Origin of the sequence: Ruegeria sp. HKCCD7221, from assembly GCF_013031225.1 — a bacterium.
In the GTDB taxonomy this organism is placed as follows: Bacteria; Pseudomonadota; Alphaproteobacteria; order Rhodobacterales; family Rhodobacteraceae; genus Ruegeria.
Genome location: NZ_WPZE01000016.1, coordinates 1 through 23,035 on the forward strand (window position 1 = coordinate 1; position 23,035 = coordinate 23,035).

The following is a 23,035-nucleotide window of genomic DNA, read 5'->3' on the forward strand; positions in this document are numbered from 1 at the left end:
CCTATGTCCAAATCCAAGCATGAGCAACCGAACGACGGTTAACGTGACAACACCCATCTTGGAGTCCGACTATTGTAGAATTGTCGGTGCCGGCGGTGGTAGGGCTTCATCTGTTTCCGTTGGATCGGTGCCAATCATGACGAGAACCGACGCCGTTGTGCCTACAAGCAATTCGACTCCCTCGGGGAGTTGGTCAATTTCTACTCTTACCGGAATTCGCTGTGCCAGTCGGATCCATTCAAACGTTGGACTCACGTTTGGCAAGAGATTGACCCCAACACTCCCATCACTTTTTGCGATTCCTCGCCCGATGCTATCTACCACCCCAGGAATTACGATATCGGGGTTAGACATGAGCGTTATGGCGGCGCGGTTACCAGGGGATATATCGCCCACATAGTTTTCGCGGAAATAAGCGTCGACCCAAAAGCTTTGGGCATCAATGAGTGCAAGGATCGGTTGATTAGCGACAGCCTGGCTGCCGAGACGCAATGTCAGATTTGCAACATATCCGTCAACTGAGGCATGTACTTTAGTGAATTCAAGGTTGAGGCGCGCAGCTTCTAGAGCAGCTTTAGCCTCGCGGAGGCTTGAGTTTTCCTCACCAGTTACGCCGCGGCTTGCAATTGAGCCCTCCAGCGAAGCCTGCGCTTGGGCGAGCGCGGCTTTGGCTTGAACCACTCCGCCTTGTGCTCTGGCGGTGTTTGCTTGAGCAACGTCCAAATCTCTTTGTAATTCGTCGAACTGTGACTCGGGGATGCGACCGTCGCTTACCAAAACAGAGGCCCGGTCAAATTGACGTTGTGCCTCTGTCTGCTGGGCTTTTGCGGATGACAATTGAGACTCGGCTTGTTGGATCGACGATTCATATTGCTGAACACTCGCACGGGCGGCCTCAATTTGCTTATCCAAAGAAGCCAGATCTTCGACGGTTTTGTCGAATCTCGCTTGTGCTTGCGACAGTGCTGCTTCGAAAGTGCGCGGATCGATTTCGAAGAGAAGATCCCCAGCCTTTACAAACTGGTTGTCTCGTATCGGAAGGTTGACAATTGGCCCGGAAACGCGCGGTGCAACTTCCAGAACATTTGCTCGAACCTGACCATTTCGCGTCCATGGGTTGGATACGTAATTGGCATATTTCAAGAACACGGCGCCCAAAGCGACGAGTACGATTGCAACTGTGACGATCAACTTGATGTTTCGGTTCATTTGACTAGGCCGGGATAAGAAAGGTTCCGATGAGGGACGTATAGATTGCTACAAGTGCAACAAAAACCAACGCCGGATGAGAGATGAAACGCGACATTCGGAAACGGTTCAAAACACGCGCCGTCACCATAGTTAGAACAACTGCCAGTAGGGAAGATACGAAAAGCGGTGAGAGGTAGACGCCAAAAAAGTCGAATTCGCTTGGAACTGGTAGCATTTTTTCCTCGACTTCAGAAACGGGACTCTCGTAGTGCGGGCCAATCAATGAAAGCTGCTCGGCCGGTGTAGCCCAAAACACCCTCCGCAAGACCGCGATATGCGCCAAGAAGACGATACATGCTTTCGTAGTCAGCGGTATTCAAATTTGAATTAGGCTCTTTGTTAATTAGGACTTCTACAGTCTTCTCAAGGGCTACAGTAGCGCTTTGAAGCCTGTTTTGCAGATATTCAGGGTCAATCCCCCCTGGGTCGCGTTCAATATCCAACATTACATCCGCAACGGCCAAGCGCCACTGCTTCATTGCTTCGCCACCGCCTTCTCTCAGTGAAGCTGCCTGTGACAGTCTTCGGGTTGCGGCAAATTCAATTAACTTGCTGCTCAGCGCTTCCAAACTTGCCGCGATTTGAAGCGCATCCGTCCTTTTGGTATTGCCCAGTGCTGGTTCCGACAATGCAGATAGCCAAGGAATAAGTTTGGTCGGAATGCTATCTATCTCGCTGACATGTAGCGAAAGGCGCATCCGATTAAACCAGTTTGGTTGCTCTCTTTGGTCGGTAAGGCTGTGTCGGACCACATAATCCGCGCTAGAAAAGAAACGCTTTATTAGAGCTTCCACACGGATTTCCGGCCTTAAAGAAACCGGGAAAAAACGCGTGCATTCGATGATCGCAATTGCACAGAACAAACCGATGAACATGGTTGCAAAGAAGAGGAAACTGTATTGCTGCTGATTATCGATCTGAAGGCCGACCAGAAACAAGTTCAGGAAAAAACTTCGAACAATCATTTGTTCCGGGCGGGAAGTTAAGTAAGCCACCAGGACTGTGGTGCCGAAGATTAACAAAGCCAACTGCCAGAAGGTGGCCAATAGCGGTAATAGAACAAGGTGCACAGTTCCAACAATCAACAGTAGGATCGCTGCGAAAGGCAGCGCGACGGAGACAGACGCCTGCGGATGTAAAGCAAGGTTCAGAGCGAGAGAAACGCCTATGCAGATTACAAGAGCCGGATTGGGAAAGCCTGGAACAAACAGGACACATGCCACTGTCGCAAGAAATATAACCTGAACACGGATTAGCGCGCTCCACATATCCCGATCAAGGAATTCGGATGTGGGTTTAGGTTGTTGGGATGAGGCCAAATGCCGGGTGTTTGCCTTCCAGCTTGCATCTTTGATGTTGGTCATCAAATCTGACAAAGACCGACTGTATTCTAGCGACCGTTGGACATTGTGACGGGTAGCAGTCATGGCAGCAAGTTGGAAGTGTCTTAACCCGCTGTTGACCATTTCTTGGTTAATCTGGTTTTCGGTGTGATACCCAACTTGCGACGCTGTTCCGGATAGAGTTCTCTCCGCTTCAATGAGATATTGCTCGGTACTCAGTATCGCGGAACAAAGCGATTGAACTTGGGCTGTGTTACGGGAGTCTTCCAAATCTCTTGCGTTCAAATATAAACGCTGAAGCTCTCGGTCCAGTGACGCCATATTTGCCACGAATTGACGCCAGACAATGCGCCTATCCCAGACGTCATAACTATCGACAATTGCGGCATCCAAAAGCCTTTCGACAGTGGAGTGCAATTGAGCGATCTGCATCCGAAGCTTTGGCAGGTCTTCCTTGCGCTCATTTCCAGTCAAGATGTCCAAGGTCGCCATGAGAAGACGTCGTTCCAAAGCAAGTGCTTTGCGTACTTCCTCTTCAAACTGTTCCCGACTGCTGTAGGGCCATAACAGTGAGTAGACGACACTGAAGCACACAATACCAAGAACTGTTTGCTGAGCCCGAAGAACCACAACAGTAAAATCATTGACCGGGTTTTCGCCGCCTCCAATGACCAATATGGGCACCACAAATCCGGCAGTCATCCAGAAGTATGAGCGAGACGTTCGGAACATATTGAAACAACAGAATGCCAGCCATAAACTGAGTGCTGCGATAAATAGCCAACGATCCTGCGGGAACAGCGACAGCAGAGCAATCGCAACGACAATTGCCAAGAACGTGCCACCCAGCCGGAGTAGTCCTTTGTGAAAGGACTCGCCAAATGTTGTCAACGAACATGCAACTATTGAGAGACCGGCCCAGTAAGGCTTGGCCCAATCCATCGACAAGGCTATCCAATACGCGAGCACCAAAGCCAACGCTAATTTGATAGCAGATTTAAGGCGCAACGAGTCCATGGTCATGGCATTGTTTGATGAGATCACAATAATGCATTAATCGAGATGTATCTTGATCTTATGAGTTTTCCAATTGCAATCCTAAGCAGGCTGAAATGGCGCGTTCACTCTCCTCCTTGGCTAGCCTTGCCCCGTGCGACAGCCCTGTGTCACAGAATGGTTGCCGACATTGTGAAGCTGTTGAAAACGCTTGATGACAAGTCATATTTTGTTGAACAACTTGCCTAAAGCAGCCAGAGACGGTGGTGTTTGAGACAGAATACTTGGCCTTGGACATCGATTAGTGTGCCGCAATATTGCAGTTGAAGAACTAGCCTGATCGGGAGAGACGCGTGGAAGCTTTGATTTCTTTTGCTCGAGAAAATGTTGTCATTCTTCTCTTTGTTGTCATCGGATTGGGGTATCTGGTCGGCAAGCTGAAGATTGCCGGTATCGGGCTTGGACCAACTACAGGAATACTGATTGTCGGGTTGGTTATCGGATTGGCACAAATCGAAGTTCCGGAAATAATCAAAGGGTTGACGTTTACAATTTACCTTTTTGTTTTGGGAACGATGGTTGGACCTGGCCTGGTGCGTGTCTTAACAAGTAAGTCGGCTTTCAAATACTTGGTAATGTGCGTTTTTACTGCCGTGGTCGCTGGGGTCTCGGTTTATCTCATGGCTTTGGTGTTTGGCTTGAACAACATTGTCGCCGGTGGGCTGACTGCCGGCGCGGTCACAACATCTGCGGTCCTAGCTGCCGCTCAAGGCGCCGTGTTTTCCGGATCGGTCCAGCTTCCAGAGGGTTTGGCGCCGTCAGATGCGGGCAACATCCTCGCCAGCGCCTACGCCATCACTTATCTGTATGGCACATTTGGACTAATTATCCTTATTAAGTTGTGCCCAACGCTTGTGGGAGCAGACATAGCTAAAGAAGCCGCGAAACTTGACGCAGTCGGGAGTGTGCCCCAGAAGCGCATAGCGCCATCCGTGCGTGCCTGGAGGCTGGAATTACCGAAGTACATCGGAAGTACAGCTGGCGAGCTTGTCAAAAACGTTGAAAAGCGGCGAGAAGAAGGAGCTCTACCTTCACTTGAGCAGGTAATTCGCAATGGAGAACGTTTGAACGTCACTGATGACCTGGTCCTTGCGAAAGATGATATCCTGACCTTCCTTGCGCCTAGCCATTTGCTCATGAGGGGTAATGAGACCCTGGGGCCGGAAGTTGCGGAAACTGACGCTTTGGCCGTGGATATGGCATCGGCAGAACTCGTTCTCACTAACAATGCACACGTCGGCAGAAGACTCTCGGAACTGCTAAACGAGCATGGGTATGGCATCAGCCTGGAGCGCGTAGTGCGGCTTGGTACAGAAATGCCAAAAGACGACGAGGATTTTGAGCTGATCGCTGGGGACGTGCTGTTTGTGTTTGGTTCAGCACGGTGTGTGTCGATATTTGCCGACGAAGTCGGTTACGAGGTCACAAACCAGATGACGACTGATTTGATGAATACTTCGTTTTTCATCGCCGTATTTGCAGCCTTGGGTACGATTACAGTGACCGTAGCCGGGATTGAAATCCCACCCCTCGGGGGGTCCGCAATGGGTGCCATGTTTGGCGGGGCTATTCTCGGTTGGTTGAGGACCCGCAGCCCCAGCATGGGGTCGGTATCCGCACCCGCGGCAACGGCGCTCTCTGACCTAGGGTTGTCACTCTTTATCGCGGCTGTCGCAATTGGCGCAGGTGGTTCGTTGATTTCGACCATGCAGGCTTTTGGGGTAAACCTTCTGATTGCCGGAGCATTTGTGACGACGGTTTGCACGATTTCTTGTTTCTTCTTCGGGCACTTCATCATGAGGTTGAACGTTGCTGAGAACGCCGGTGCCACGACTGGCGTTATGACAGGCGTCGCAATCGCTGAGGTCTGCAAGGATGCCAAGAGTTCCGCACCGGCTGTTGCCTTTGGCTTACCCGGCGCTGTATCCAGCTTGACATTTATCGTCGTCGGACTCGTCATTCTGGCCATAGTGCCCTGAAAAGACTTCTTGCCGCCACTGGATCGGTTCCTCAATCGATTGTGTATTGTCTTGCTGTTGATCAAACAGGTCGCGAGGTGCACGTGCATCTCTCGACTGGTGAAGGTGCGAAAAAAGAAAAATCTGTCGAAGTGCCTACTTGTGGGCAGCTTTTTTCAACGGCGACTCGCAAGCTTCAGGGGTAACTTTAGGCTTCCGCCTCGATACCAAGGAATTCACTGACTTTGATCCGGTCTGGCGGGCTGTATCCCATCACGCGAAAGACCGGGGGAAGGTTACTTTCCACGTCTTTGGTAAGGCACCTTTGGTCAAGATAGGGGCCCAACCGAATAATCCAAAAGTTTGACCAGAAAACAGTTGCATCTATCTCGATTCATGATCTTGTTTGATTTCATTGTGATATTGGACAAACGGAAGTTTCATTACAGTTGGGAAAAAAAATGGCGAATACATCTACCAATGGACCTATCCTCGCGAAACCCGAAGATATCAGTACAAACGTACCGCTTGACCGGGTGCTTGAAATCAGCGCCTACCTGAACGCGCCTGAGAACATGGTCAAGGTTCAGTTTCCATCACCGGAAACGCAGTACTCTTATGTGAACTTCTCAAAAATCAGACCAACGGCGCAGGTGATGCGCGGTGGACCCGTGGTCGACCTGCCCTACGCAGTCGACCCGTCAATCGGGAATATCGAATACCGGAACAAGCATGGTGACTGGGTCAGCGTGGATGAACATTTTGCCACCAAACCAATCGACGCCATGATGGTCGTGAAAGGTGGTGAGATCGTTTACGAACGCTATCGCACGATGAAACCGCATGAGAAGCATCTGTGGATGTCCGTGACCAAAGTCACCGGGTCAACCATGATGGCGATGCATGAACATGAGGGGAATGTCGATGTGGACGCGCCGGTCAGTTCCTACCTGACAGAATTGCAAGGATCGGTATGGGACACCGTGAGAGTCGTCGAAGCCATGGACATGGCCACGGGCCTCAACGGCACAGAGCACGATGAGCCGGAGCCAAACTCGCGCACCGATCCTGACCAGATCTGGTTTCGCTGGGCGGCGACGAGCGCGGTTGGCATGTTGCCCGATGTGCGCGGTCGCAATGAAACATGGGTTGATGTCCTGCGCGATATGGAGCGGCATTCTCCACCGCATCAGAAGTTTGAATACAACTCTATCGACACCTTTGTCATGAACCGGATCAATGAGCGGATCGCTGACAAACCGCTCTACGCGCAGTTCTCAGAACGGTTGTGGTCTAAGCTTGGCATGGAGCATGACGCTTTTTACGTGGTCAGCCCGACCGGAAATACACTCGGATTTTTTGGCATGAACTCTACGCTGCGCGATCTGGCCAGGTTCGGCATGGCCTTTTCGCCAAGCTGTACAAAGCTGGCTGGTGAGCAACTGATCCCTGACGCGGTCATGGCCAAGATCTATGACCGGACGTATCTCGACATGTACGACAAGGGCTGGATCGGCAAGAAGAACAGCATCACCTTCTGGGATGATGCCGGCGCGATCTCTAACCGTTACCAGTGGGATGCTGTCTTTTCAGACGGCGACCTGTTCAAGGCCGGAGTGGGCGGGCAGGGGATTTACATCTCACCCGAGACCGACACCGTCGTGGCATTCTTCAGCACCAGTGATGGGGAAAACCAGGAAGAAGGCATGGCGCGTGCTATCGTTCGGGCAATCAACGGTAATCCGCTGCCTAGGTAACCTTCAAAGTTTTGAAGCGACAGTCAGGCCAAGATCATCAGTAGAGTATGAGAAAGGGTGAAGACCATGTGTTCGCGCATTTTTTTCAACAAGGATGGCCAACCAATGCTGGTAGGCCGGAATGAGGATTGGTTCGAGAGCTTGCAAACCAAAGTTTACGCGTTTCCCAAAGGGATGAAGCGTGACGGCGCGGTAGACGACAATCCTGAGACCTGGACATCGAAGTACGGAAGTATCGTCGGGGCCTGCTACGGCGCGGCAATTACTGATGGCATGAACGAAGCGGGATTGAACGCCAACCTGTTGTATCTCGCGGAGTCGGACTTTGGCCCTCGCGATACCTCAAAGGGCGGTCTGTCAGTTTCGATTTTTGCGCAATGGATGCTCGACAACTTCGCGACGGTGGACGAAGTGCTCGCTGCGCTAGACAGCATTCAGATCGTGCCGATCTACATGATGCATTTTGATGACAAGGTGCAGTCACCCTTCCACTACTCAATTGCCGACAAGACCGGCAACTCGGCGGTAATCGAGGTGTTGGACGGAAAGTTCAGCGTTCACAAAGGCCGTGATGTCACAATCATGACGAACTCGCCACCTTACGAACAACAGCTTGAAAACATGAAGAAGTATGTTGGTCTTGGCGGGGATCAACCGCTTCCGGGCGGCTCGCAGGCCGACGAACGTTTTGTGCGCGGCGCCTATTATCTCAGTGCGCTGCCTGAGGAGCCGGCTGACTACCATGAGGCTGTCGCAAATGTACTGGCCGTCATTCGGAACATGTCAACGCCTTGGGGTATTAGTGATCCAACCCGGCCCAACGTCTCTCCCACCCGCTGGCGCACGATCAGTGATCTGACCAATGGAAGGTATTATTTCGAGTTCACTCAGAATCCGACAGTCGCTTGGATAGATTTGCACAAGCTCAACCTGAGCGACGGAGCGCCGGTCGTAATGTTCGATCTTAAGAAGGACATTCGAGCAACGGGAGAGGTTTCGGACTGTTTCAATCCATCAAAAGAACTGGCGTGGTTGCGCGGAGGATCAGTGCTCAACCCAGCCGAATTGTGAATAGCCAAAAAGGTGAGAAGATTCTGCCTCCTCCGATCTGATTTTTCAATAGGAGTAAGCAATTATGACCAGTGGTCCCGCCCCGAACCCGTTGCCACCAGCTGCCCTGCCGAAGCCCATCAACCCGGAAATCGGTAAAATCGCGACTGAACCCAAGAATTTCGGCACAATCACTCTGGCCGGACGGCGACATGTTCAAGGCTGGCTTCCAACGGCAGGCAATCTATGCGTCGTCGTCTCGCGATTTGGTTATCGTGCATTTTTCGGTGAACGCGGCGGACGATTCGATCATGCAATACCTGAGGCCCATCGCGACGTCGGGGCTTTTTGACTGAACAAAACTAAAGCACTTTGAAAAGGAAAAACTGAAATGAAAGCACGAACGCCCCTGTCAGAGATTTCTGGTATTTTTCTGCCCTTAGGCCATCGTATTGTTCATGCACCAGACGATCCAATGAGCGTACCAGGCGCTAAAGTAACGCTGCCAGTAGGTGCCGTACACGATGGGTTCGACCTCGAGTTCGTCGCCGCAGCCCGAAAAAACTTTAGCAACACGCACATGCAGTTGGGTGGCGACCACGCGCTGTATTACACCACAAACATGACCGAATTCGTGCCGGCTGCCTTTACCTATTCCAAAGGTCCGGTCAGTGAACTAGCTCGTCGACCAAACCCATCGCTGGGGGACTTAACCTACATGCTGGGTGACGGCAGTGAAAGTGCAACCTTGGATGACCACATCGCGGATTTTGACACGAGGCTTCAAGGCGTGATGATCCTGCACAAAGGCGAGGTCGTCTACGAAGCCTTTCCGGGCATGCATCCTGAACAGATGCACATCTGGGCTTCAGTCGCTAAGTCGGCCGTGGGCACTCTGCTTACGATGCTAGAGCTTGACGGCAAGGTCGACACATCCAAGCCAGTTACTGATTTTGCGGCTATGCTAAAAGGGTCCGAGTGGGACAAGGTCGCGCTCATCGATGCGATGAACATGGCGTCAGGTCTCGATATCTCCGAGGATGCCAAGGCCACGATGGACCCCCATTCTGTGTTTCAACGGATGCTGGCGGCTGATTTTGGGATCCCGAATGCGGATGGGGTAAAGGAAGATGAATATGAGGTGCTGCGCGACGTAGCCCCCATAGCAGGCGAGTCGCCGGGCAAAGTTGCGCGCTATAGCTCCGTTATCACCAAAGTATTGTGCGCAGCAGTGGAAAGCGTGACCGGACAAACCTACACCGCCTATCTTGGCGAGCGTATCTGGTCGAAAATCGGCGCGCGGTCGCCATTGGCGATCAATATTTCTCCTGCCGGTTTGGCCATTGGCTATGGTTTATTGAATTCCACGCTTGAAGACCTAGCGCGCTATGCGCTGATATTTACGCCAAGCTGGCGCAAGGTTTCGGCAGAGCCCGTAGTGTCGCCGGATGTGCTGCGCAAGATGCAGACCGCCAGCAGCAAAGAGGCCTACCTGGCGGGTGATTTTACCGACCATTCGTGGGTAAAGATGTGCTTTGGTAATGATATGCCAATCTTCAACTCGCACCAGTGGGATGCAGTGTGGGAAGACGGAGCGCTTTTCAAGCACGGTAACTTGTATCAGGGCATTTACACCGATCCGGCTCGCGATGTCGTGGGCGTGTTCTTCTCGACGTCGCCTGTCAATCTCGCGCCGGACCTCAACCCCGGCTATATGCGCGCAGCGGCAAAGCAGTTGGCAGGCGGTTGAATATCGATGGGCCGCTCGTATGCTTTCGCGCGGCCCACATCGCACTATTCTAGGACCGGAGATAGAGGCTCGTGGAACAAAGCGACTGTGTTAGTCTGAATCATACATGCTTTACGGTCACCGATATTGGAAAGACTATTCAGTTTTTCGAGGAATGTCTCGGTTACCAAGTAGAGCTCCGGCAGCAGGTGCCGGGGGTGATCGGACGCCTTATCGGTGTGGCAGATGCGACGGCAGAGCAGGCTTTTCTGACCGGTAACGGAAGTCGTATCGAGTTGCTTTGTTACCAGTCGCCGCCCAATCGCACGGTCATTTCCTCAACGCCAGTAGATACGGGGTCCGTCCACATCGGAGTTTACGTTGATGATGCCAAGGCTGCGGTTGCCAAAGCCACCGGGCACGGCTTTGCGCTTCTGGGTGACTTCATTGAGGTGGACAGCGATCATTTTTCCAGCCCGGTTAATGCCGTTGCTTGGGTCCGTAACTCAGACGGCATCACAGTCGAATTCCTGGAGATGGAATAGTTGGCCAAGCGTGCAACACGATTTCTTTGACCAGCGTATGAGAGGGAAAACGAGTGACTAACAAAACACCAGACCCGGCGGAACCCGACGCACAAATCAGGGAATACTTGGTCGATCTAATGCAGCTCCTTCTATCGTGGAGTTGGGAAGGCGTCGTAGGCCATGAGGAAGTCGTAGAAAAGGCTGCGGCCTCTTTTGGTGTAAAGGATGTCACGGTCGTCTATGGTGCAGAGTCTGCAATATTGGAGTACAAAGGTCAGACCGTTCTCGTGAAGGTAGATATGCCTGGGTTCCCGGCGCTCACGAACACTCAAAAACTAAAGAACCACCTCGCAGATGTCTTTGAAGGCAAGCTGACTCCGGAAGAAGCCTGCAAAAATCTTTCTGATCTGAAGTCGAGTAAACCTCCTTATTCGCCATTGCTCGTTTGGCTTGGTGTCGTCTCGGTGTCTGCGGCTTTTGCTGTTGAAGTCGTCGGTACGTGGGAAGGTATCTTTTTCGGCATTTTGACGGGCATGGCAACGGGTGCCGTGTTTCTGGCCGTGGACAAGAACCCGGCTTTGGCGAGGCTTGGTCCCTTAATTGCAGCATTTGCGAGTGGCCTGATTGCTATGGTCGGTTGGCAAACGGGTTATGCCTTAGCTGCACCGGGACTTTTGCTGATCGCATCCACTTTTGTCTTCATCCCAGGAGACTCCATCAGTATGCAGGCTTACGAGCTGGCGCAGGGTAGGTGGTCGCCTGCGGTAGATCGATTTTTCTACAGTGTCTTCATACTGGTGCTGTTGGCTTCTGGTGCATACTTCGCTGCGGTTGTTACTTCGACACCGGTCTCAGCTCTTCTCCCTGTTGCGCCTGACGGCGAGGAGTTTCCGTGGTGGGCCATCTATTTTGCTCGAATTCCATTCCTTCTTGGTATCATGTGGGCGTTTCAGATGGACAAAGACCATTTCCTGACTGCACTGGGCGTCTTGCTGCTCTCCACGGCAACAGCGCAGGCCGTAGCGATAGGCACAAATGGTATCTTTGGGACGTTGGTTTCAGCAGCGGTGTGTATGTACGTAAGCTTGTGGATTTCGCAAAAAACACGCGCTATTCCGACTTTTGTGCTCATGGTGCCGGTCGTTTTTGCGTTGTCACCCGGATCTCACGGTGTTCGTGAAATCGAAACGTGGATTTCTCATGGTGAGATGACAGGTGTTGCAGACCTCATGCCGCTGTTCGGCAACCTCCTCGCGATTGGCCTAGGGATGCTGATTGGACGCATGATCTCCGGGAAGCATTGGATCAAGGGGTTCGAGGAAAAAATGAGCGCATGATCATCGTTCCACCAATCCAAGATCACGAGCTACGCGTCACCCGAAAGCAAGTAGATTTTCGCGCGAAGAGTGCTTCGAAAAGCTGTTCTGTTGGCACGTCAGTGCTGAGTGTTCTTGGTTTATGCCGCTGGACAAAGGTCATCGCCGCATTTCTTTGCTGGATGTTTATCGGTCAGCAAGTGATTGCGCAGGCAATCACGGAAGATATTGAGCCATTCGAAAGCCTGCCGCCGGTTTTGACGCATTCGCCACGAGACACGTTGCAGTCATTGGAGAACCTGCGCGAAGCTCTCATTGGCATCTACTTGGAATACCAGGTTGGGAAATCAGCTCAACAGTGGGAGCAACTGGTTCTAATCGGTGATGCGCTCATTTCACTTCTTGATCTAACGGAAGAAAACGTTGCGGAGAGACGCGATGCGAGCATTAGAACTGCACTGGCTCTCATCGACATCATTGGTGAAGTTGGAACGGAAGAAGCGGAAGCTCTACCCGACGATGAAACGGTGTACTTGGAGGATCGAACTACTTTTTTGGTGCCCAATACCCCACTAATAATCCAAAGGGTTAACGCGGGAAACCGGGAGGGTGAGTTTCTTTTCTCGGCGAGTTCGTCGCAAATCGCTCCACGCTACCTGCGTGAAATTGCAATGCAGTCACCGCATCGCGTCGCGGAGTTGTGGAGCACTCGTTTTCTTCAACTCAGTGGTCCGTTTATCCCTTTGTTTGTCGAGAACGCCCTTCCCGCCGCTTCCCGAAAGATCTTTTGGGGAACCCCAATTTGGAAGATTTGTTTCACTGCCTTCTTCTTAATGATCTCTCTGGCACTTCTTTACGGTCTTAGATTTCTGCTTAACCGTCGCGTTGCTTCGGGACAAATGCCAGAGTCGACACGGAAGTTCGTTTTTGCCAGCGCTGTGCTTTTGATCTTACTCGCGCTAAACAATTTCTTTAACAACCAACTCTTTTTGACAGGTTCTTTCGCTCTAACGGAGACCTTCTTTGCTACAATCACGATCTATGCAGCTGCGGCCTTAACCTTCTGGCGGTTTATGTCACTCCTGAGCGACAGGGTAGCCGAGAAAAAGACGTCCATCGTGCGTCAGTATGATGAAAGTATGATGCGGTTGCTCAACCATATTATCGCTCTTGTTGGAGCCACATGGATTCTCGCCTATGGTGCGCAAACCCTCGGATTCCCGCTCTTAAGCATTATCGCAGGACTTGGCGTTGGCGGCCTTGCAGTCGCGCTCGCGATCCGCCCGACCCTTGAGAACCTGATCAGCGGCTTTGTGATCTATATGGAAAAGGCCGTGAAGGTTGGTGATTATTGCTCGTTCCTCGACAAGGAAGGAACAATTGAAAGCATTGGAGTACGATCAACCCACGTTCGTGGCTTGGACCGAACAACGATAGCCATTCCGAATTCCAAGTTTGTGAATATGGAGCTCGTTAACTGGGCCCGTTGTGATGAAATGATGATCCGGACAACGCTTGGCTTGCGACTTGAAACGGATACCGACCAGTTGAGGTACGTTCTCGCCGAAATTCGTTCAATGATGTACGCACACCCGCGTATCACTTCTGATACAGCGCGAGTGAGGTTTATTGGTTATGGAGACTCTTCTCTGAATGTTGAAATCCGTGTTTACGCTCAAACCCGTGAGTGGAACGCTTTTTATGCAATTCAGGAAGATGTCTTGTTCAGAACGAAGGAAATTGTCGAAGCTTCGGGTACTGGCTTCGCGTTTCCCAGCCAAACTGTTTACATGTCTCAGGACGGAGGGCTTGATGCGGCAAAGTCGAAGCATGCTGTTGAACAGGTTGAACAGTGGCGCCGCGGACGTGATCTTCCATTCCCGGATTTTTCAACTGCCGAACGCGACAGGCTTGAGGGCACGTTACGTTATCCCCCAAGAGGATCTCCGGAATTTGATGGCCCGGACGATGAGAAAAGCAGTGTTGAGGAACCGTTGTCCGTTGAAGAGCCTGAAGCTGAAGAGACAAGTAACGGCGAGGATAGTGCACCTAACGATGAAGAAAATAGCCCGCTCCCTCAAACGCGAGATGACAAACCCTCATGAACGAAAGCCGTGGGAAGTCCTACTTTCAAACTCCCGTTTGGTCTCAGGAACTTAGCTACAAACAACCGGAAACCAATTGAACCTTCAAATAATCGGCTCAGGAGATTGATGTTATGAGCGATGACGTGGAATCTCGCACCACCAGTTCTTTGATCGCCTCGCTCGTAACCGTCGGCGGAATGGTGGCACTGATATTCGCATCAGTTTTACTGTTCGGTGAAAAAGCCGAAGATGGTCCATTACAGATTGCCATGACGCTTGGTCTCACACTTGCACTTGTGATCGCCATCACGACTGGCAATTCCGCCGAAGACCTCGCGGCGGTCATGTCCGATAGTATCAATTCAGCTCTGGGAACAATTTTTGTGCTGATTGCGGTGGGTGCTCTAATTGGAGCACTTTTTATGTCTGGGACGATTGCTTCAGTGATTTATTTCGGAGCTCAATACGGTTCGCCGCGCTTTCTGTACATAATCGTCTTTGTGGTCGCATCCGGTCTTTCGTATGCAATTGGAAGTTCATTCACCACGATAGCCGCTGTGGGTTTGCCGTTTGTAGCTCTCGCACCAGCTATGCAAGTTTCTCCACTGGTCACAGCAGCGGCTGCCGTTTGTGGAGCGTTTACGGGGGACAGCCTAGGTCGAATTTCGGATACCTTCATTCTCACGGCATCGGTGGTGGGTGCCGAAGCTATGGACCACGCACGCGCGCTACGTACTGTCCTTGCGCCTGGCTGGATTGCGAGCGCAGTGCTGTTCCTTTTTCTTGGTTGGCGACACGGTATGTCTGACAACTATGACAGTGTTCAAATACTCCAGGCTATTGACGAGCATTTTACCGTGTCTTTCATCTCATTCTTGCCACTCATCTTGGTTCTCGTGCTGTCGGCGCGGACGACCGCGTTCTTGTCGCTAATGGCAGGAGCAATAACTGCGGCAGTACTCGCTGCATTTACACAGCAGGATCTGATTGACGCGCTAATGATCGACGAGGGCCTTGGAGCGTTGGGAGGTTGGGTTAAACTTTCACTTGAAGTATTAGGCAGCGGATTTTCACTAAACAGCGGGAGTGAAACACTTGACTCCACATTTGTAGGCGGTGGTGTTGTGTCCATGTTGCCGACTATTTGGTTGATACTCGTTGCGGCTGCATTTGGAGCGCTGGTCGAGTTTACTGGGATGCTTAGGCGCTTGCTTGCTCCGCTGCTGGCATGGGCCACTGGCGGCGCACGTCTGATTGTCGCTACAGCAGTAACTGGAATTGGCTTGAACGCGGCTACGGCAGATCCTTACATGTCGATAATACTTAATTCAGCGACCTATAGAGAACAATATATCAAGGCTCGTCTGGAACCATATGTTGCCTCAGCAGCAATAGCGGGATCAGGGTCCATTTTTTCACCATTGATTCCGTGGAATGTTCATGGCGCCTTTGTGGCGGGCACAATCGGCATAGGCGTTCTGTCGATAGCGCCTTACGCCGTCCTGCTCTGGATCACACCCGTCGTTTTGATTGGCATTGGAATTACAAAGTTCAAGCGGGATGAAATCCCAGATTCCGTGACCGCGGAAGAGTCCTATGGTTCCGAACCCAGCGAGCTACCGCAGCGGCGAACCTCAACTTAGAGGGCCGCAAATTTTCCGGCTTGGGGTCGCTTTCTGGAACGCGTTGAGACTTTGGCGGCTATGCGGCTAACTGCTTGATTCAAAAACTTTTCATACAAATGCACATGTGTGAAACCAATGAAAAATGGACTTAAGCGATATGAGAAGGGCAGGGCAATATCAGTGAAAGCTCTTTCAAGCCAATAAATGATTGGAGCTAAAAACAAAAAACCCCGCCGGGTGTGACGGGGTGCCGGCTAGTGGCGAAATTTTGCATCGGTTCAACCCATCGAAAGAGCCGGAATGACTGCCCAGCGGCGCAGTCTTACAAGTGACGCACTGAAAACGGAGTCCTGCGCCTGCTCTCAGACGCAGGGAAAAGCCAAGAAGCAAAAGCGGCTTTGCGGCTATTTTTGTGCTACGGCGTGCAGACTGTCGAACATGAGTGTATGCATGTCAGTCGCTTCGTAACCTTTTTCTGTTAGGAAGCCGAGGGCGTCCACATTCTGCTTGTCACGAATGGGGCTTGCGACCCATTGCTCGTAGGCGGCTTTATCCGTCCAGTTGCACATAACGCAAAGCTGCCCATCGCCTTCATGCGACACCATCAACTCGCCGTGGCGAAAGCCTGGAATGGCATCGGCGCATTCCTCGATAATGTTGCGGTGAATGAATGCTTCTGCGGTTTGCTTTGCCTTCTTCGCAGGCACTTTTATCATGAGAAGTGTCCAAAACGACATTTTAGAATCCTTGTTTCCATAATCACAAGGGATAAGCCCGAAGTGGCTCATAAGAATCTGTGTCCAGTCTCATACACGATGCTGACACGGATCCTCCCACTCACGTAACTCAAAATGCTTATTTTTCGTTTTAGGCGAGGATTGCGGTTGTGTGCATTGTCCGACTCTCCACAATTTACTTTGATTGCCCGATCCCGAGCATTAACCTTGTTATGGAGATATTTTAGGAGTTTGGGATGACCAAGGAAAAAGTCACGGTTTTCATCGCTAAGAAATTTCGCACGATGGACCCGGGCCGACCTGAGGCTGATGCCGTCGCGGTTTTGAACGGCCGTATCCTTTCGCTCGGAACGATAGATCAGATGCAGCCTTGGCTGTCGCGCTACGACGTGACGGTCGATGAAACTCTGAAAGACAAAATCGTCTTGCCAGGCTTGATCGAGCCGCATTCGCATTGCTGGATGTCCGCAGGCTTCATGGCGGTCGACTACATCGGGCCGCTGCCTTGGCCGGGACGCGAGGGCATGAACCCTGCGCATCCGCACTTTGACGATGTGATCGAATATCTTGGCGAACTCCACGAGACGAAAAAGGAAGGTGAACCCATCATCGCATGGGGCTTTGACCCCGCGAACCAAGGCGGGTCGATTGATCGTGACACGCTCGACAAGATCACGGCCACGCGGCCCATTTACATTTTGGGTTTTGCACCGCATTTCGCCTATCTGAACTCAGCTGCCATCGAAATGGCCAACGTGGCGGATGGTGCAAACCCGACCCACATTTTGCAGTATCCGGACGGGCGCTTGAACGGCGTTTTCACGGAGGTGGAAGGTGTTTCGATTGGCATCGCCCCGATCATGCCAATTATCGCCCAATTGGGTGGCGTGGACGGCTTGAAGTTTTTTGGTCAAATTGCCCTAAAGGCAGGCATTACGACAGTCGCCGACCTTATGTTCGGCGTGATGAACATTGACGCCGAACTGAATGACCACGTAACTGCAACAGAAGACCCGAACCTGCCTATCCGGTTCTGTCTGAAACCGCATGCCATGTCCTTTGTGGGGGCGCATGGGGACAAGGCATCGGACGTTGTTTGGGAGCTCGCCAAGCACGAAAAGGACAACCTGTTTATTGGCGGTGTTAAATTCCTGAGCGACGGGTCGTTCCCACTCATGGGAGCGCTGTTGAACTTTCCCGGCTACCTGGACGGTGGAAATGGTTTCCCGGGCGACGCCACTTATGAAGGCATGGTGCCGTTTTGGAAAGGTGGCCACCAGATCCACTGCCATGCCAATGGCGATCAGGCGGTAGACTTTACTTTGGACTTGCTTGCTCGATTACAGGCAGAACATCCTCGGTTCGATCATCGGTTTACCATCGAGCACTATGCCATGAGCAACCCGATGCAGGCGCGCCGCCTTAAGGCCCTTGGCGGTAACGCCAGTGTGAACAATTACTTCTCGCATTTCCGCGCTCTCCTGCATTCTGAAAATGCCTATGGCCCAGACCGCGCGCAGACCGAAGCCCGCCTTGGAAGTTTGGAAAAAGAGGGCGTGATTTTTGCGCTGCACTCCGATTACCCGCAGGTCGTCGTGCCAATGCATCCTTTGACAGCCGTGTATGCAGCCGTCACTCGTCTGGCCGAAGACGAAAAGACAGTCGTCGCACCTGGCGAGCGGATCAGTGTGGAGCGGGCATTGCGCGCTGTTACTATTGATGCCGCCTACATTCTCAATCTCGAAAACGAAATTGGAAGCCTTGAAGTTGGCAAGTTCGCGGATTTTTGCGTCTTGGATGAAGACCCGATGGAAGTCGAACCAGAGAAAATCAAAGACATTGGTATTTGGGGCACAGTCTTGGGTGGACGCGTTATTGAGGCGCCGAATGACTGAGCGCCCGCATGCTCAAAACACCGCGTCGCGGCATGATCAATTCATGCGAGCGCTTGACCAGAGGCAAACAATTGCTGGCTTGATCTTTGCCGCCATGTCGATGCCTCGCGAATTGGCGGCCCCTGCAAGGTCGCTGCCTTTAACAATCATCGGAGGATTTCTCGGCGCGGGGAAAACCACTCTACTCAATCGGTTACTGGCGGACCCGCAAGGCCGCAAAATCGTTGTTTTGGTGAACGACTTCGGCAAGATCAACATCGATGCGGAACTTATTGCCGAACAAACCGACGACACGATTACTTTGACCAATGGATGCGCCTGTTGTGCTGTTGCGAGCGACCTGTCCAAATCACTCGTCGACATTGCTCAGCGTAGAGATCGCCCAGACGCCATCGTTCTGGAATGTAGCGGCGTTTCCGAACCCGGCTCGATTGCTCAGATCGCGCTTGCAAATGAAGCGATCCGGCTTGACGGTATCATCACAGTCGTCGACGCGGAAACACTTGAGGCACGTGCGAGCGACCCTGCGACACGCGAATTGTTCAACGCCCAACTCGTGTCAGCGGACATGATTTTGCTGAGCAAACTTGATTTGCTTTCCGATGAAAGCCGCGCTCGAGCAAAGTCGCGCATCGGGGCTCTGTATGCGGATACGCCAATACTTGAGGCTATTGAAGGCCGGATACCGACAGATGTGGCGCTTGGTATAGACACAGAACAGGACGTCTCCGATTATGAATCCTCTGCGCCCGCAGCCGGACACGGTTTTGAAACCGTCAGTGTGGAAACCAACGACGCGCTCGACGAAAAAGCTTTGCAGCAGTTCTTCTCTGATCTGCCAGATACGATACTCAGGGCAAAGGGGTTTGTTTTCATTGCCCAAAAGCCGGATCAGCGTTTGATCTTCCAAAAAGTCGGTTCCAGATGGAGCATGCGAGAGGGCGACTGTTGGACAGAGACAGGTCCACACACGCGTCTGGTCTTCATAGGGCCGAAAGGACAAGTCTATGGCGACGCACTGCGCGGGGGTGTTCTTTCTTGCAAGGCGCAAAAAACAAGATAAGCGCTTCTACAGATGTCACTGTGCCCTTAATTCCCGGACGGAGTGTCCTGTGGTTAAGTCGTGTGGGGATGATCTCGTCTAATTAAGTAATGAACCCAAAAGAAAGCGCGCTAGCGGTTGAACGGGGCCAACGTGTTGCGTCCAATAATGGAACTTGAGGTGGCGGGGTAGGATGCTGGGACGCGTAGTTACTTCGGTGACTATGCGGCTAACTAAATGAGAAATACTTTTTCATATGTATGCATATGTGTCTTGCCAACGGAAAATTGACTTGTGCGATCTGAGAAGGGCAGGGCGGTATCAGTCAAAGCTCCCTCAAGCCAATTAATGATTGGAGCCAAAAACAAAAACCCCGCCGGGTGTGACGGGGTTTCGGTGAAAACTTGGATGTCTTTTCACATTGTCAGGCCGGAAACCTCTTTATTTTCTTCAGCCCTCCGACGGAATTCACTAACGACCTGCTCAGCGAGGTCTTCGACCGTGCCAGCTTCAACGAATTGGGCGGCGACCCAGTGAACCCCGACTTCTCCGTTCTCGAGCTGGTAATATGTGCGATCACCGGCACTGTTGAAATCGGCAAATGCCTCTATCTCTCGAGCCTCTAGTCGTTCGTAGGCCTTCTCTTCGATTTGGCCGTTCAGTTGAGTGTCGATGTCAGGATCATGTTCTGGCCAAACACCAGCACTGATTGTCGCCGCAAGCGCTCGACCGCTGCCAGGATTGGAATTGGCGAAGGGGGTAACGCCATTGATATTATGTGTTGTGCGCATGTTTGTACTGCTCCATTTTCCTGCGACTTATATTGTAGACTTCATTCAAACCAGTGAATTCCACGTGAGAAGCTTTCATTGTGGGATTCAGGCCAAACCCAGAACAAATATCAGGCAAAAGCTGACCACGCAGTCGATCTGCAACAGCGTTTTCGAAGTTGTCCCGATGCGCGTAGGCCGCACTTACGACGGCTTCGATCAGACGTTCATCCTTGCATCCCGATTGCTCTCTTTGATTTTATCGAACAAGGCGAAGATATTTCCGTCTCTGTCGGGCAAAAGAGTTATGAACTTATGGATTTCCTTGCGGAGTGAAGGCGGTGATTGGATAGTTGAGAAAACCGAGATTGATTTGAGGGTTTGTTTTGAAAGTAAAATTCTTGCCCAAGGGCGGCTTCAATAAAACTGTTGCCTTTGTGAAAGTCGAGGATGACGGAACCGTCTCGAAGAAGGTGGGCTAGGGCACTTGGCGGCTGGATGACGGGCACTACAGGTACTGTGGAAGCGCATTCTCAAAAAAGAGATACCTTGAAGTTATCCCCCAGAGGGGTATATAAATGACTAGCATTCGATTTGAGTTCGAGTGGGACGACAGTGAAGGTGATGTGGTTATTGCTTCGATCTGGGTTCCCGAGGGACTCATTACGGTGATCGCTGAGGCCGAGCTCCGTGAGAAAATCATAATCCTTCGTGGTTTTCACATCCAAGGCTTAGAGGCGAACCGATTGGGTGTAGCGCGGCTAAGAACAATTGGCCGTTGTGTATTGGAGACTGTGAACTATGACGAACTCATCATTGAAGGCGCTCGCCGCACAACTGGGGCCAGTCAAGGACGTCGTCCGAAACAAATCCGGATCAAAAGGCTCAATCGCCCTGATTAGCGCATCAAAAAACCCTGACATCATTCAGGCCTCTCGCGCGCTTGCGAAGTGTGGAATCTCACTGCTCAAGGCTAAACGCGCTGTGGAGCAGGTTGGTGCAACAGGCACAACTGCTCTGATCCTGCTCCCTAAAATCTCCGATTTGAAGGAACTGCTAGCCGAGCTGAAGCAGGCTGGCATCAAGGCAATCTCTACAACGCCGGACAAGGGTGTGAATCTCCCACGGCTGAGAAAGCGCCTCGGCTATACTCAGGAGCAATTCTGTGTTGCGTACGGCTTTGAGGTGAAGACTTTTCAGAAGTACGAGGATGGTAGCCGCACGCCATCGGGACCCACTGCCAAGTATCTCTCGATGATCGAGAAAGATCCGAAGACTATGGAGAAGATCTCATTGAAGGAGTGATCACAATATTCATCTTCATCCCAGCCAGCCTTCGAGTGATCCTCGTGGTAATCATGGTCACCGTCGCTGGAACGTGACGAAACAAATCTGCCTTGATTGTTCAAATGCAATCGGGGAAATTTGAGGGTGTCAGCCTCAAAAAATAATTCTTTGCCCTCGAACGACTGGGCGATCCAATTAAGATCACCGTCGGGGCAGGGGCCCAAGCTACCGAAACCCCGCAATTGTTACGGGTATTGGAACCTTTTTAGTTATGTTTTATTCGACAGGCTGGCGGCTCACCTGTCCGTCGTCAGGGGTTTTGGGACAGATGGCGGCGTGAGCTAAGAGAGGGTCTGGCTCATCTGGTTCATGTGATTATGCGGCGGATTTGCGGTGAAGCAAGCGTCGCGTTTCGATGGTCTTTCGTTTGATCCTTTCTCGTTGATTTAGAATGGTCTGCCCGCGTCCGAAGTAGACATCGGCCGGGGTGAGGTTTTGTAGGCTCTCGTGATAGCGTCGATGGTTGTAATGATTGACAAAGGCATCGATCTGTTGCCTGAGATCGCCGGGCAGATAGTAGTTTTCCAGCAGGATGCGGTTCTTCAAGGTCTGGTGCCATCGCTCGATCTTCCCCTGAGTTTGCGGGTGATACGGAGCACCTCGAATATGATCCATCTGCCGGTCCTCCAGCCAATCGGCCAACTCGCTGGAGATGTAGCTGGACCCATTGTCGCTGAGCAGCCGTGGCTTATGCAGAACCGTCGCCTGATCACAACCTGAGGCTTGCAGCGCCAGGTCTAGCGTGTCGGTCACATCGCCCGACTTCATCGTCGTGCAAAGCTTCCAAGCGATGATATAGCGGCTGTAATCATCGAGGATGGTCGACAGGTAGAACCAGCCCCAGCCAATCACCTTCAGATAGGTAAAGTCGGTCTGCCGATAAATCAGTGACCCTCAAAGGGTTGCCAGAAGATCATACCATTTATCGTTTGGAATGGACGCGATAACTGTTTCGCTGGGCGACACCTTGAAAGTCAACTCTGCAACCGGTGTGTCTGTTCAGCCACTTGGTTTTCTATTCGGTATCCCCTTGCAGAGCGGACATACCCACTCAGCCGTTCCATCAATTGGGCGTCCCTTGCTCTTTAAATCCCGCTGAGAAACAACCTGCTGATCGCGACAAAATGGACATGTTGCAAGCGCAAAGAAATCTGGAATATGCGTAACTTTCTTAGGAACAGGATTGCAAACCATCACTAACTCCGTTTGAGAAAAGATGTGTTATCTAAAATCTTGACGACAAGGTTACGGATGTCTTCACAATCTTAGCATAGATCGACGACTCAAGTATTTCCGTCACAAATGTTCTGCTTTGGGCTCAAAGCAGTCATCTGACGACCTCTAGAAATCACAAGGCGGTTCAGCCGTGCCGAGCGTCCGGTGTGCGGGACAAAACTGCCATTGCCACGTTGGATCAGATTAAAAAGTTTACAGTGCCGATCTCTAATCAGAACAGATGCCCATACGTGCGAATTGCATGCTGCCTGTTCTGCAGTTCAAGTTTTGCGTAGATTTTACTTGTGTGGTTTCGAACGGTTTTTTCAC

At 51.7% G+C, this 23,035-nt stretch carries 19 protein-coding genes and 1 pseudogene; 13 read left to right on the top strand and 7 right to left on the bottom strand.

Translation table 11 applies throughout. The features are described from left to right. Window positions 1-69 precede the first annotated feature (69 nt). Genes GOX73_RS20260 through GOX73_RS20270 form a run of 3 tightly spaced genes read right to left on the bottom strand, consistent with a single transcriptional unit; the run spans window position 70 to window position 3,617 of the window. Window positions 70-1,209: an HlyD family secretion protein gene (locus tag GOX73_RS20260; RefSeq protein ID WP_171127157.1), complete on the bottom strand. Its 1,140-nt coding sequence runs from the start codon at window positions 1,207-1,209 to the stop codon at window positions 70-72. 4 nt (window positions 1,210-1,213) lie between these two features. Then, window positions 1,214-1,426, bottom strand: coding sequence for a DUF1656 domain-containing protein (locus GOX73_RS21115; protein WP_171127158.1), 213 nt, complete (start codon window positions 1,424-1,426; stop codon window positions 1,214-1,216). Between the two features lie 13 nt (window positions 1,427-1,439). Then, window positions 1,440-3,617 carry an FUSC family protein gene (locus GOX73_RS20270; protein ID WP_171127159.1) on the bottom strand — a complete coding sequence of 726 codons (2,178 nt, stop codon included), beginning with the start codon at window positions 3,615-3,617 and terminating at the stop codon, window positions 1,440-1,442. Between the two features lie 326 nt (window positions 3,618-3,943). On the opposite strand from GOX73_RS20270, the gene GOX73_RS20275 reads away from it, so the two are divergent. From GOX73_RS20275 to GOX73_RS20315, 9 genes are all read left to right on the top strand, one after another. Then, entirely contained in the window at window positions 3,944-5,629 is a 1,686-nt protein-coding gene (locus tag GOX73_RS20275) for a hypothetical protein (RefSeq protein ID WP_171135084.1), read from the top strand. A 440-nt stretch (window positions 5,630-6,069) separates the two neighbouring features. Next, on the top strand, window positions 6,070-7,365 hold the full coding sequence (locus GOX73_RS20280; protein WP_170621465.1) for a serine hydrolase: 1,296 nt from the start codon (window positions 6,070-6,072) through the stop codon (window positions 7,363-7,365). A gap of 66 nt (window positions 7,366-7,431) precedes the next feature. Then, window positions 7,432-8,436 (top strand): linear amide C-N hydrolase, encoded by a 1,005-nt coding sequence (locus GOX73_RS20285; protein ID WP_170621463.1) that lies wholly within the window; start codon window positions 7,432-7,434, stop codon window positions 8,434-8,436. A 64-nt stretch (window positions 8,437-8,500) separates the two neighbouring features. Further along, complete coding sequence (locus tag GOX73_RS20290; protein ID WP_170782341.1) at window positions 8,501-8,767, top strand: hypothetical protein; 267 nt, start codon at window positions 8,501-8,503, stop codon at window positions 8,765-8,767. Window positions 8,768-8,806: 39 nt separating this feature from the next. Continuing rightward, entirely contained in the window at window positions 8,807-10,165 is a 1,359-nt protein-coding gene (locus GOX73_RS20295) for a serine hydrolase (protein WP_171135085.1), read from the top strand. A 71-nt stretch (window positions 10,166-10,236) separates the two neighbouring features. Next, window positions 10,237-10,689, top strand: a complete 453-nt coding sequence (locus GOX73_RS20300) for a VOC family protein (RefSeq protein WP_171127162.1) — start codon at window positions 10,237-10,239, stop codon at window positions 10,687-10,689. Window positions 10,690-10,742: 53 nt separating this feature from the next. Then, window positions 10,743-12,008, top strand: a complete 1,266-nt coding sequence (locus GOX73_RS20305) for a threonine/serine exporter family protein (protein ID WP_171135086.1) — start codon at window positions 10,743-10,745, stop codon at window positions 12,006-12,008. Then, the gene (locus GOX73_RS20310; protein ID WP_171127164.1) at window positions 12,005-14,092 is read left to right on the top strand and encodes a mechanosensitive ion channel family protein; all 2,088 of its coding nucleotides are present in this window, start codon (window positions 12,005-12,007) and stop codon (window positions 14,090-14,092) included. Before GOX73_RS20305 ends, GOX73_RS20310 begins: the two co-directional genes overlap by 4 nt. Window positions 14,093-14,205: 113 nt before the next feature. Then, window positions 14,206-15,717: a Na+/H+ antiporter NhaC family protein gene (locus tag GOX73_RS20315; RefSeq protein WP_170621451.1), complete on the top strand. Its 1,512-nt coding sequence runs from the start codon at window positions 14,206-14,208 to the stop codon at window positions 15,715-15,717. A 386-nt stretch (window positions 15,718-16,103) separates the two neighbouring features. On the opposite strand, the gene GOX73_RS20320 is transcribed toward GOX73_RS20315, so the two are convergent. Continuing rightward, window positions 16,104-16,436 carry an antibiotic biosynthesis monooxygenase gene (locus tag GOX73_RS20320; RefSeq protein ID WP_170621449.1) on the bottom strand — a complete coding sequence of 111 codons (333 nt, stop codon included), beginning with the start codon at window positions 16,434-16,436 and terminating at the stop codon, window positions 16,104-16,106. A 236-nt stretch (window positions 16,437-16,672) separates the two neighbouring features. On the opposite strand from GOX73_RS20320, the gene GOX73_RS20325 reads away from it, so the two are divergent. Together GOX73_RS20325 and GOX73_RS20330 are read left to right on the top strand one after the other, a co-directional pair. Continuing rightward, complete coding sequence (locus GOX73_RS20325) at window positions 16,673-18,331, top strand: amidohydrolase (protein ID WP_170621447.1); 1,659 nt, start codon at window positions 16,673-16,675, stop codon at window positions 18,329-18,331. A gap of 43 nt (window positions 18,332-18,374) precedes the next feature. After that, window positions 18,375-19,394 carry a GTP-binding protein gene (locus GOX73_RS20330; RefSeq protein ID WP_171135087.1) on the top strand — a complete coding sequence of 340 codons (1,020 nt, stop codon included), beginning with the start codon at window positions 18,375-18,377 and terminating at the stop codon, window positions 19,392-19,394. Between the two features lie 395 nt (window positions 19,395-19,789). Here the strand turns inward: GOX73_RS20330 and GOX73_RS20335 are convergent, their stop codons facing one another. Then, complete coding sequence (locus GOX73_RS20335; RefSeq protein ID WP_171127167.1) at window positions 19,790-20,164, bottom strand: hypothetical protein; 375 nt, start codon at window positions 20,162-20,164, stop codon at window positions 19,790-19,792. Here GOX73_RS20335 and GOX73_RS20340 point away from each other — a divergent pair. Together GOX73_RS20340 and GOX73_RS20345 are read left to right on the top strand one after the other, a co-directional pair. Further along, complete coding sequence (locus GOX73_RS20340; protein WP_171127168.1) at window positions 20,163-20,567, top strand: hypothetical protein; 405 nt, start codon at window positions 20,163-20,165, stop codon at window positions 20,565-20,567. The genes GOX73_RS20335 and GOX73_RS20340 overlap by 2 nt on opposite strands. A 377-nt stretch (window positions 20,568-20,944) precedes the next feature. Next, window positions 20,945-21,448: a DNA-binding transcriptional regulator gene (locus GOX73_RS20345; RefSeq protein ID WP_171127169.1), complete on the top strand. Its 504-nt coding sequence runs from the start codon at window positions 20,945-20,947 to the stop codon at window positions 21,446-21,448. Window positions 21,449-21,805: 357 nt separating this feature from the next. On the opposite strand, the pseudogene GOX73_RS20350 reads toward GOX73_RS20345, so the two are convergent. Both GOX73_RS20350 and GOX73_RS21120 read right to left on the bottom strand, forming a co-directional pair. Beyond that, window positions 21,806-22,366 (bottom strand): annotated as a pseudogene (locus tag GOX73_RS20350) (transposase); the annotation flags it as partial. Between the two features lie 571 nt (window positions 22,367-22,937). Further along, window positions 22,938-23,035, bottom strand: a 98-nt coding sequence (locus tag GOX73_RS21120; protein WP_171127170.1) for a LuxR C-terminal-related transcriptional regulator, incomplete at its 5' end; no start/stop codon positions are given.

Excerpts from the sequence above, each read along its gene's own strand:
- GOX73_RS20260 (WP_171127157.1), bottom strand. The coding sequence starts at position 1,209 with ATGAACCGAAACATCAAGTTGATCGTCACAGTTGCAATCGTACTCGTC.
- GOX73_RS21115 (WP_171127158.1), bottom strand. The coding sequence starts at position 1,426 with ATGCTACCAGTTCCAAGCGAATTCGACTTTTTTGGCGTCTACCTCTCA.
- GOX73_RS20270 (WP_171127159.1), bottom strand. The coding sequence starts at position 3,617 with ATGACCATGGACTCGTTGCGCCTTAAATCTGCTATCAAATTAGCGTTG.
- GOX73_RS20280 (WP_170621465.1), top strand. The coding sequence starts at position 6,070 with ATGGCGAATACATCTACCAATGGACCTATCCTCGCGAAACCCGAAGAT.
- GOX73_RS20285 (WP_170621463.1), top strand. The coding sequence starts at position 7,432 with ATGTGTTCGCGCATTTTTTTCAACAAGGATGGCCAACCAATGCTGGTA.
- GOX73_RS20290 (WP_170782341.1), top strand. The coding sequence starts at position 8,501 with ATGACCAGTGGTCCCGCCCCGAACCCGTTGCCACCAGCTGCCCTGCCG.
- GOX73_RS20295 (WP_171135085.1), top strand. The coding sequence starts at position 8,807 with ATGAAAGCACGAACGCCCCTGTCAGAGATTTCTGGTATTTTTCTGCCC.
- GOX73_RS20310 (WP_171127164.1), top strand. The coding sequence starts at position 12,005 with ATGATCATCGTTCCACCAATCCAAGATCACGAGCTACGCGTCACCCGA.
- GOX73_RS20315 (WP_170621451.1), top strand. The coding sequence starts at position 14,206 with ATGAGCGATGACGTGGAATCTCGCACCACCAGTTCTTTGATCGCCTCG.
- GOX73_RS20320 (WP_170621449.1), bottom strand. The coding sequence starts at position 16,436 with ATGTCGTTTTGGACACTTCTCATGATAAAAGTGCCTGCGAAGAAGGCA.
- GOX73_RS20325 (WP_170621447.1), top strand. The coding sequence starts at position 16,673 with ATGACCAAGGAAAAAGTCACGGTTTTCATCGCTAAGAAATTTCGCACG.
- GOX73_RS20330 (WP_171135087.1), top strand. The coding sequence starts at position 18,375 with ATGCGAGCGCTTGACCAGAGGCAAACAATTGCTGGCTTGATCTTTGCC.
- GOX73_RS20340 (WP_171127168.1), top strand. The coding sequence starts at position 20,163 with ATGTTTGTACTGCTCCATTTTCCTGCGACTTATATTGTAGACTTCATT.
- GOX73_RS20335 (WP_171127167.1), bottom strand. The coding sequence starts at position 20,164 with ATGCGCACAACACATAATATCAATGGCGTTACCCCCTTCGCCAATTCC.
- GOX73_RS20345 (WP_171127169.1), top strand. The coding sequence starts at position 20,945 with ATGACGAACTCATCATTGAAGGCGCTCGCCGCACAACTGGGGCCAGTC.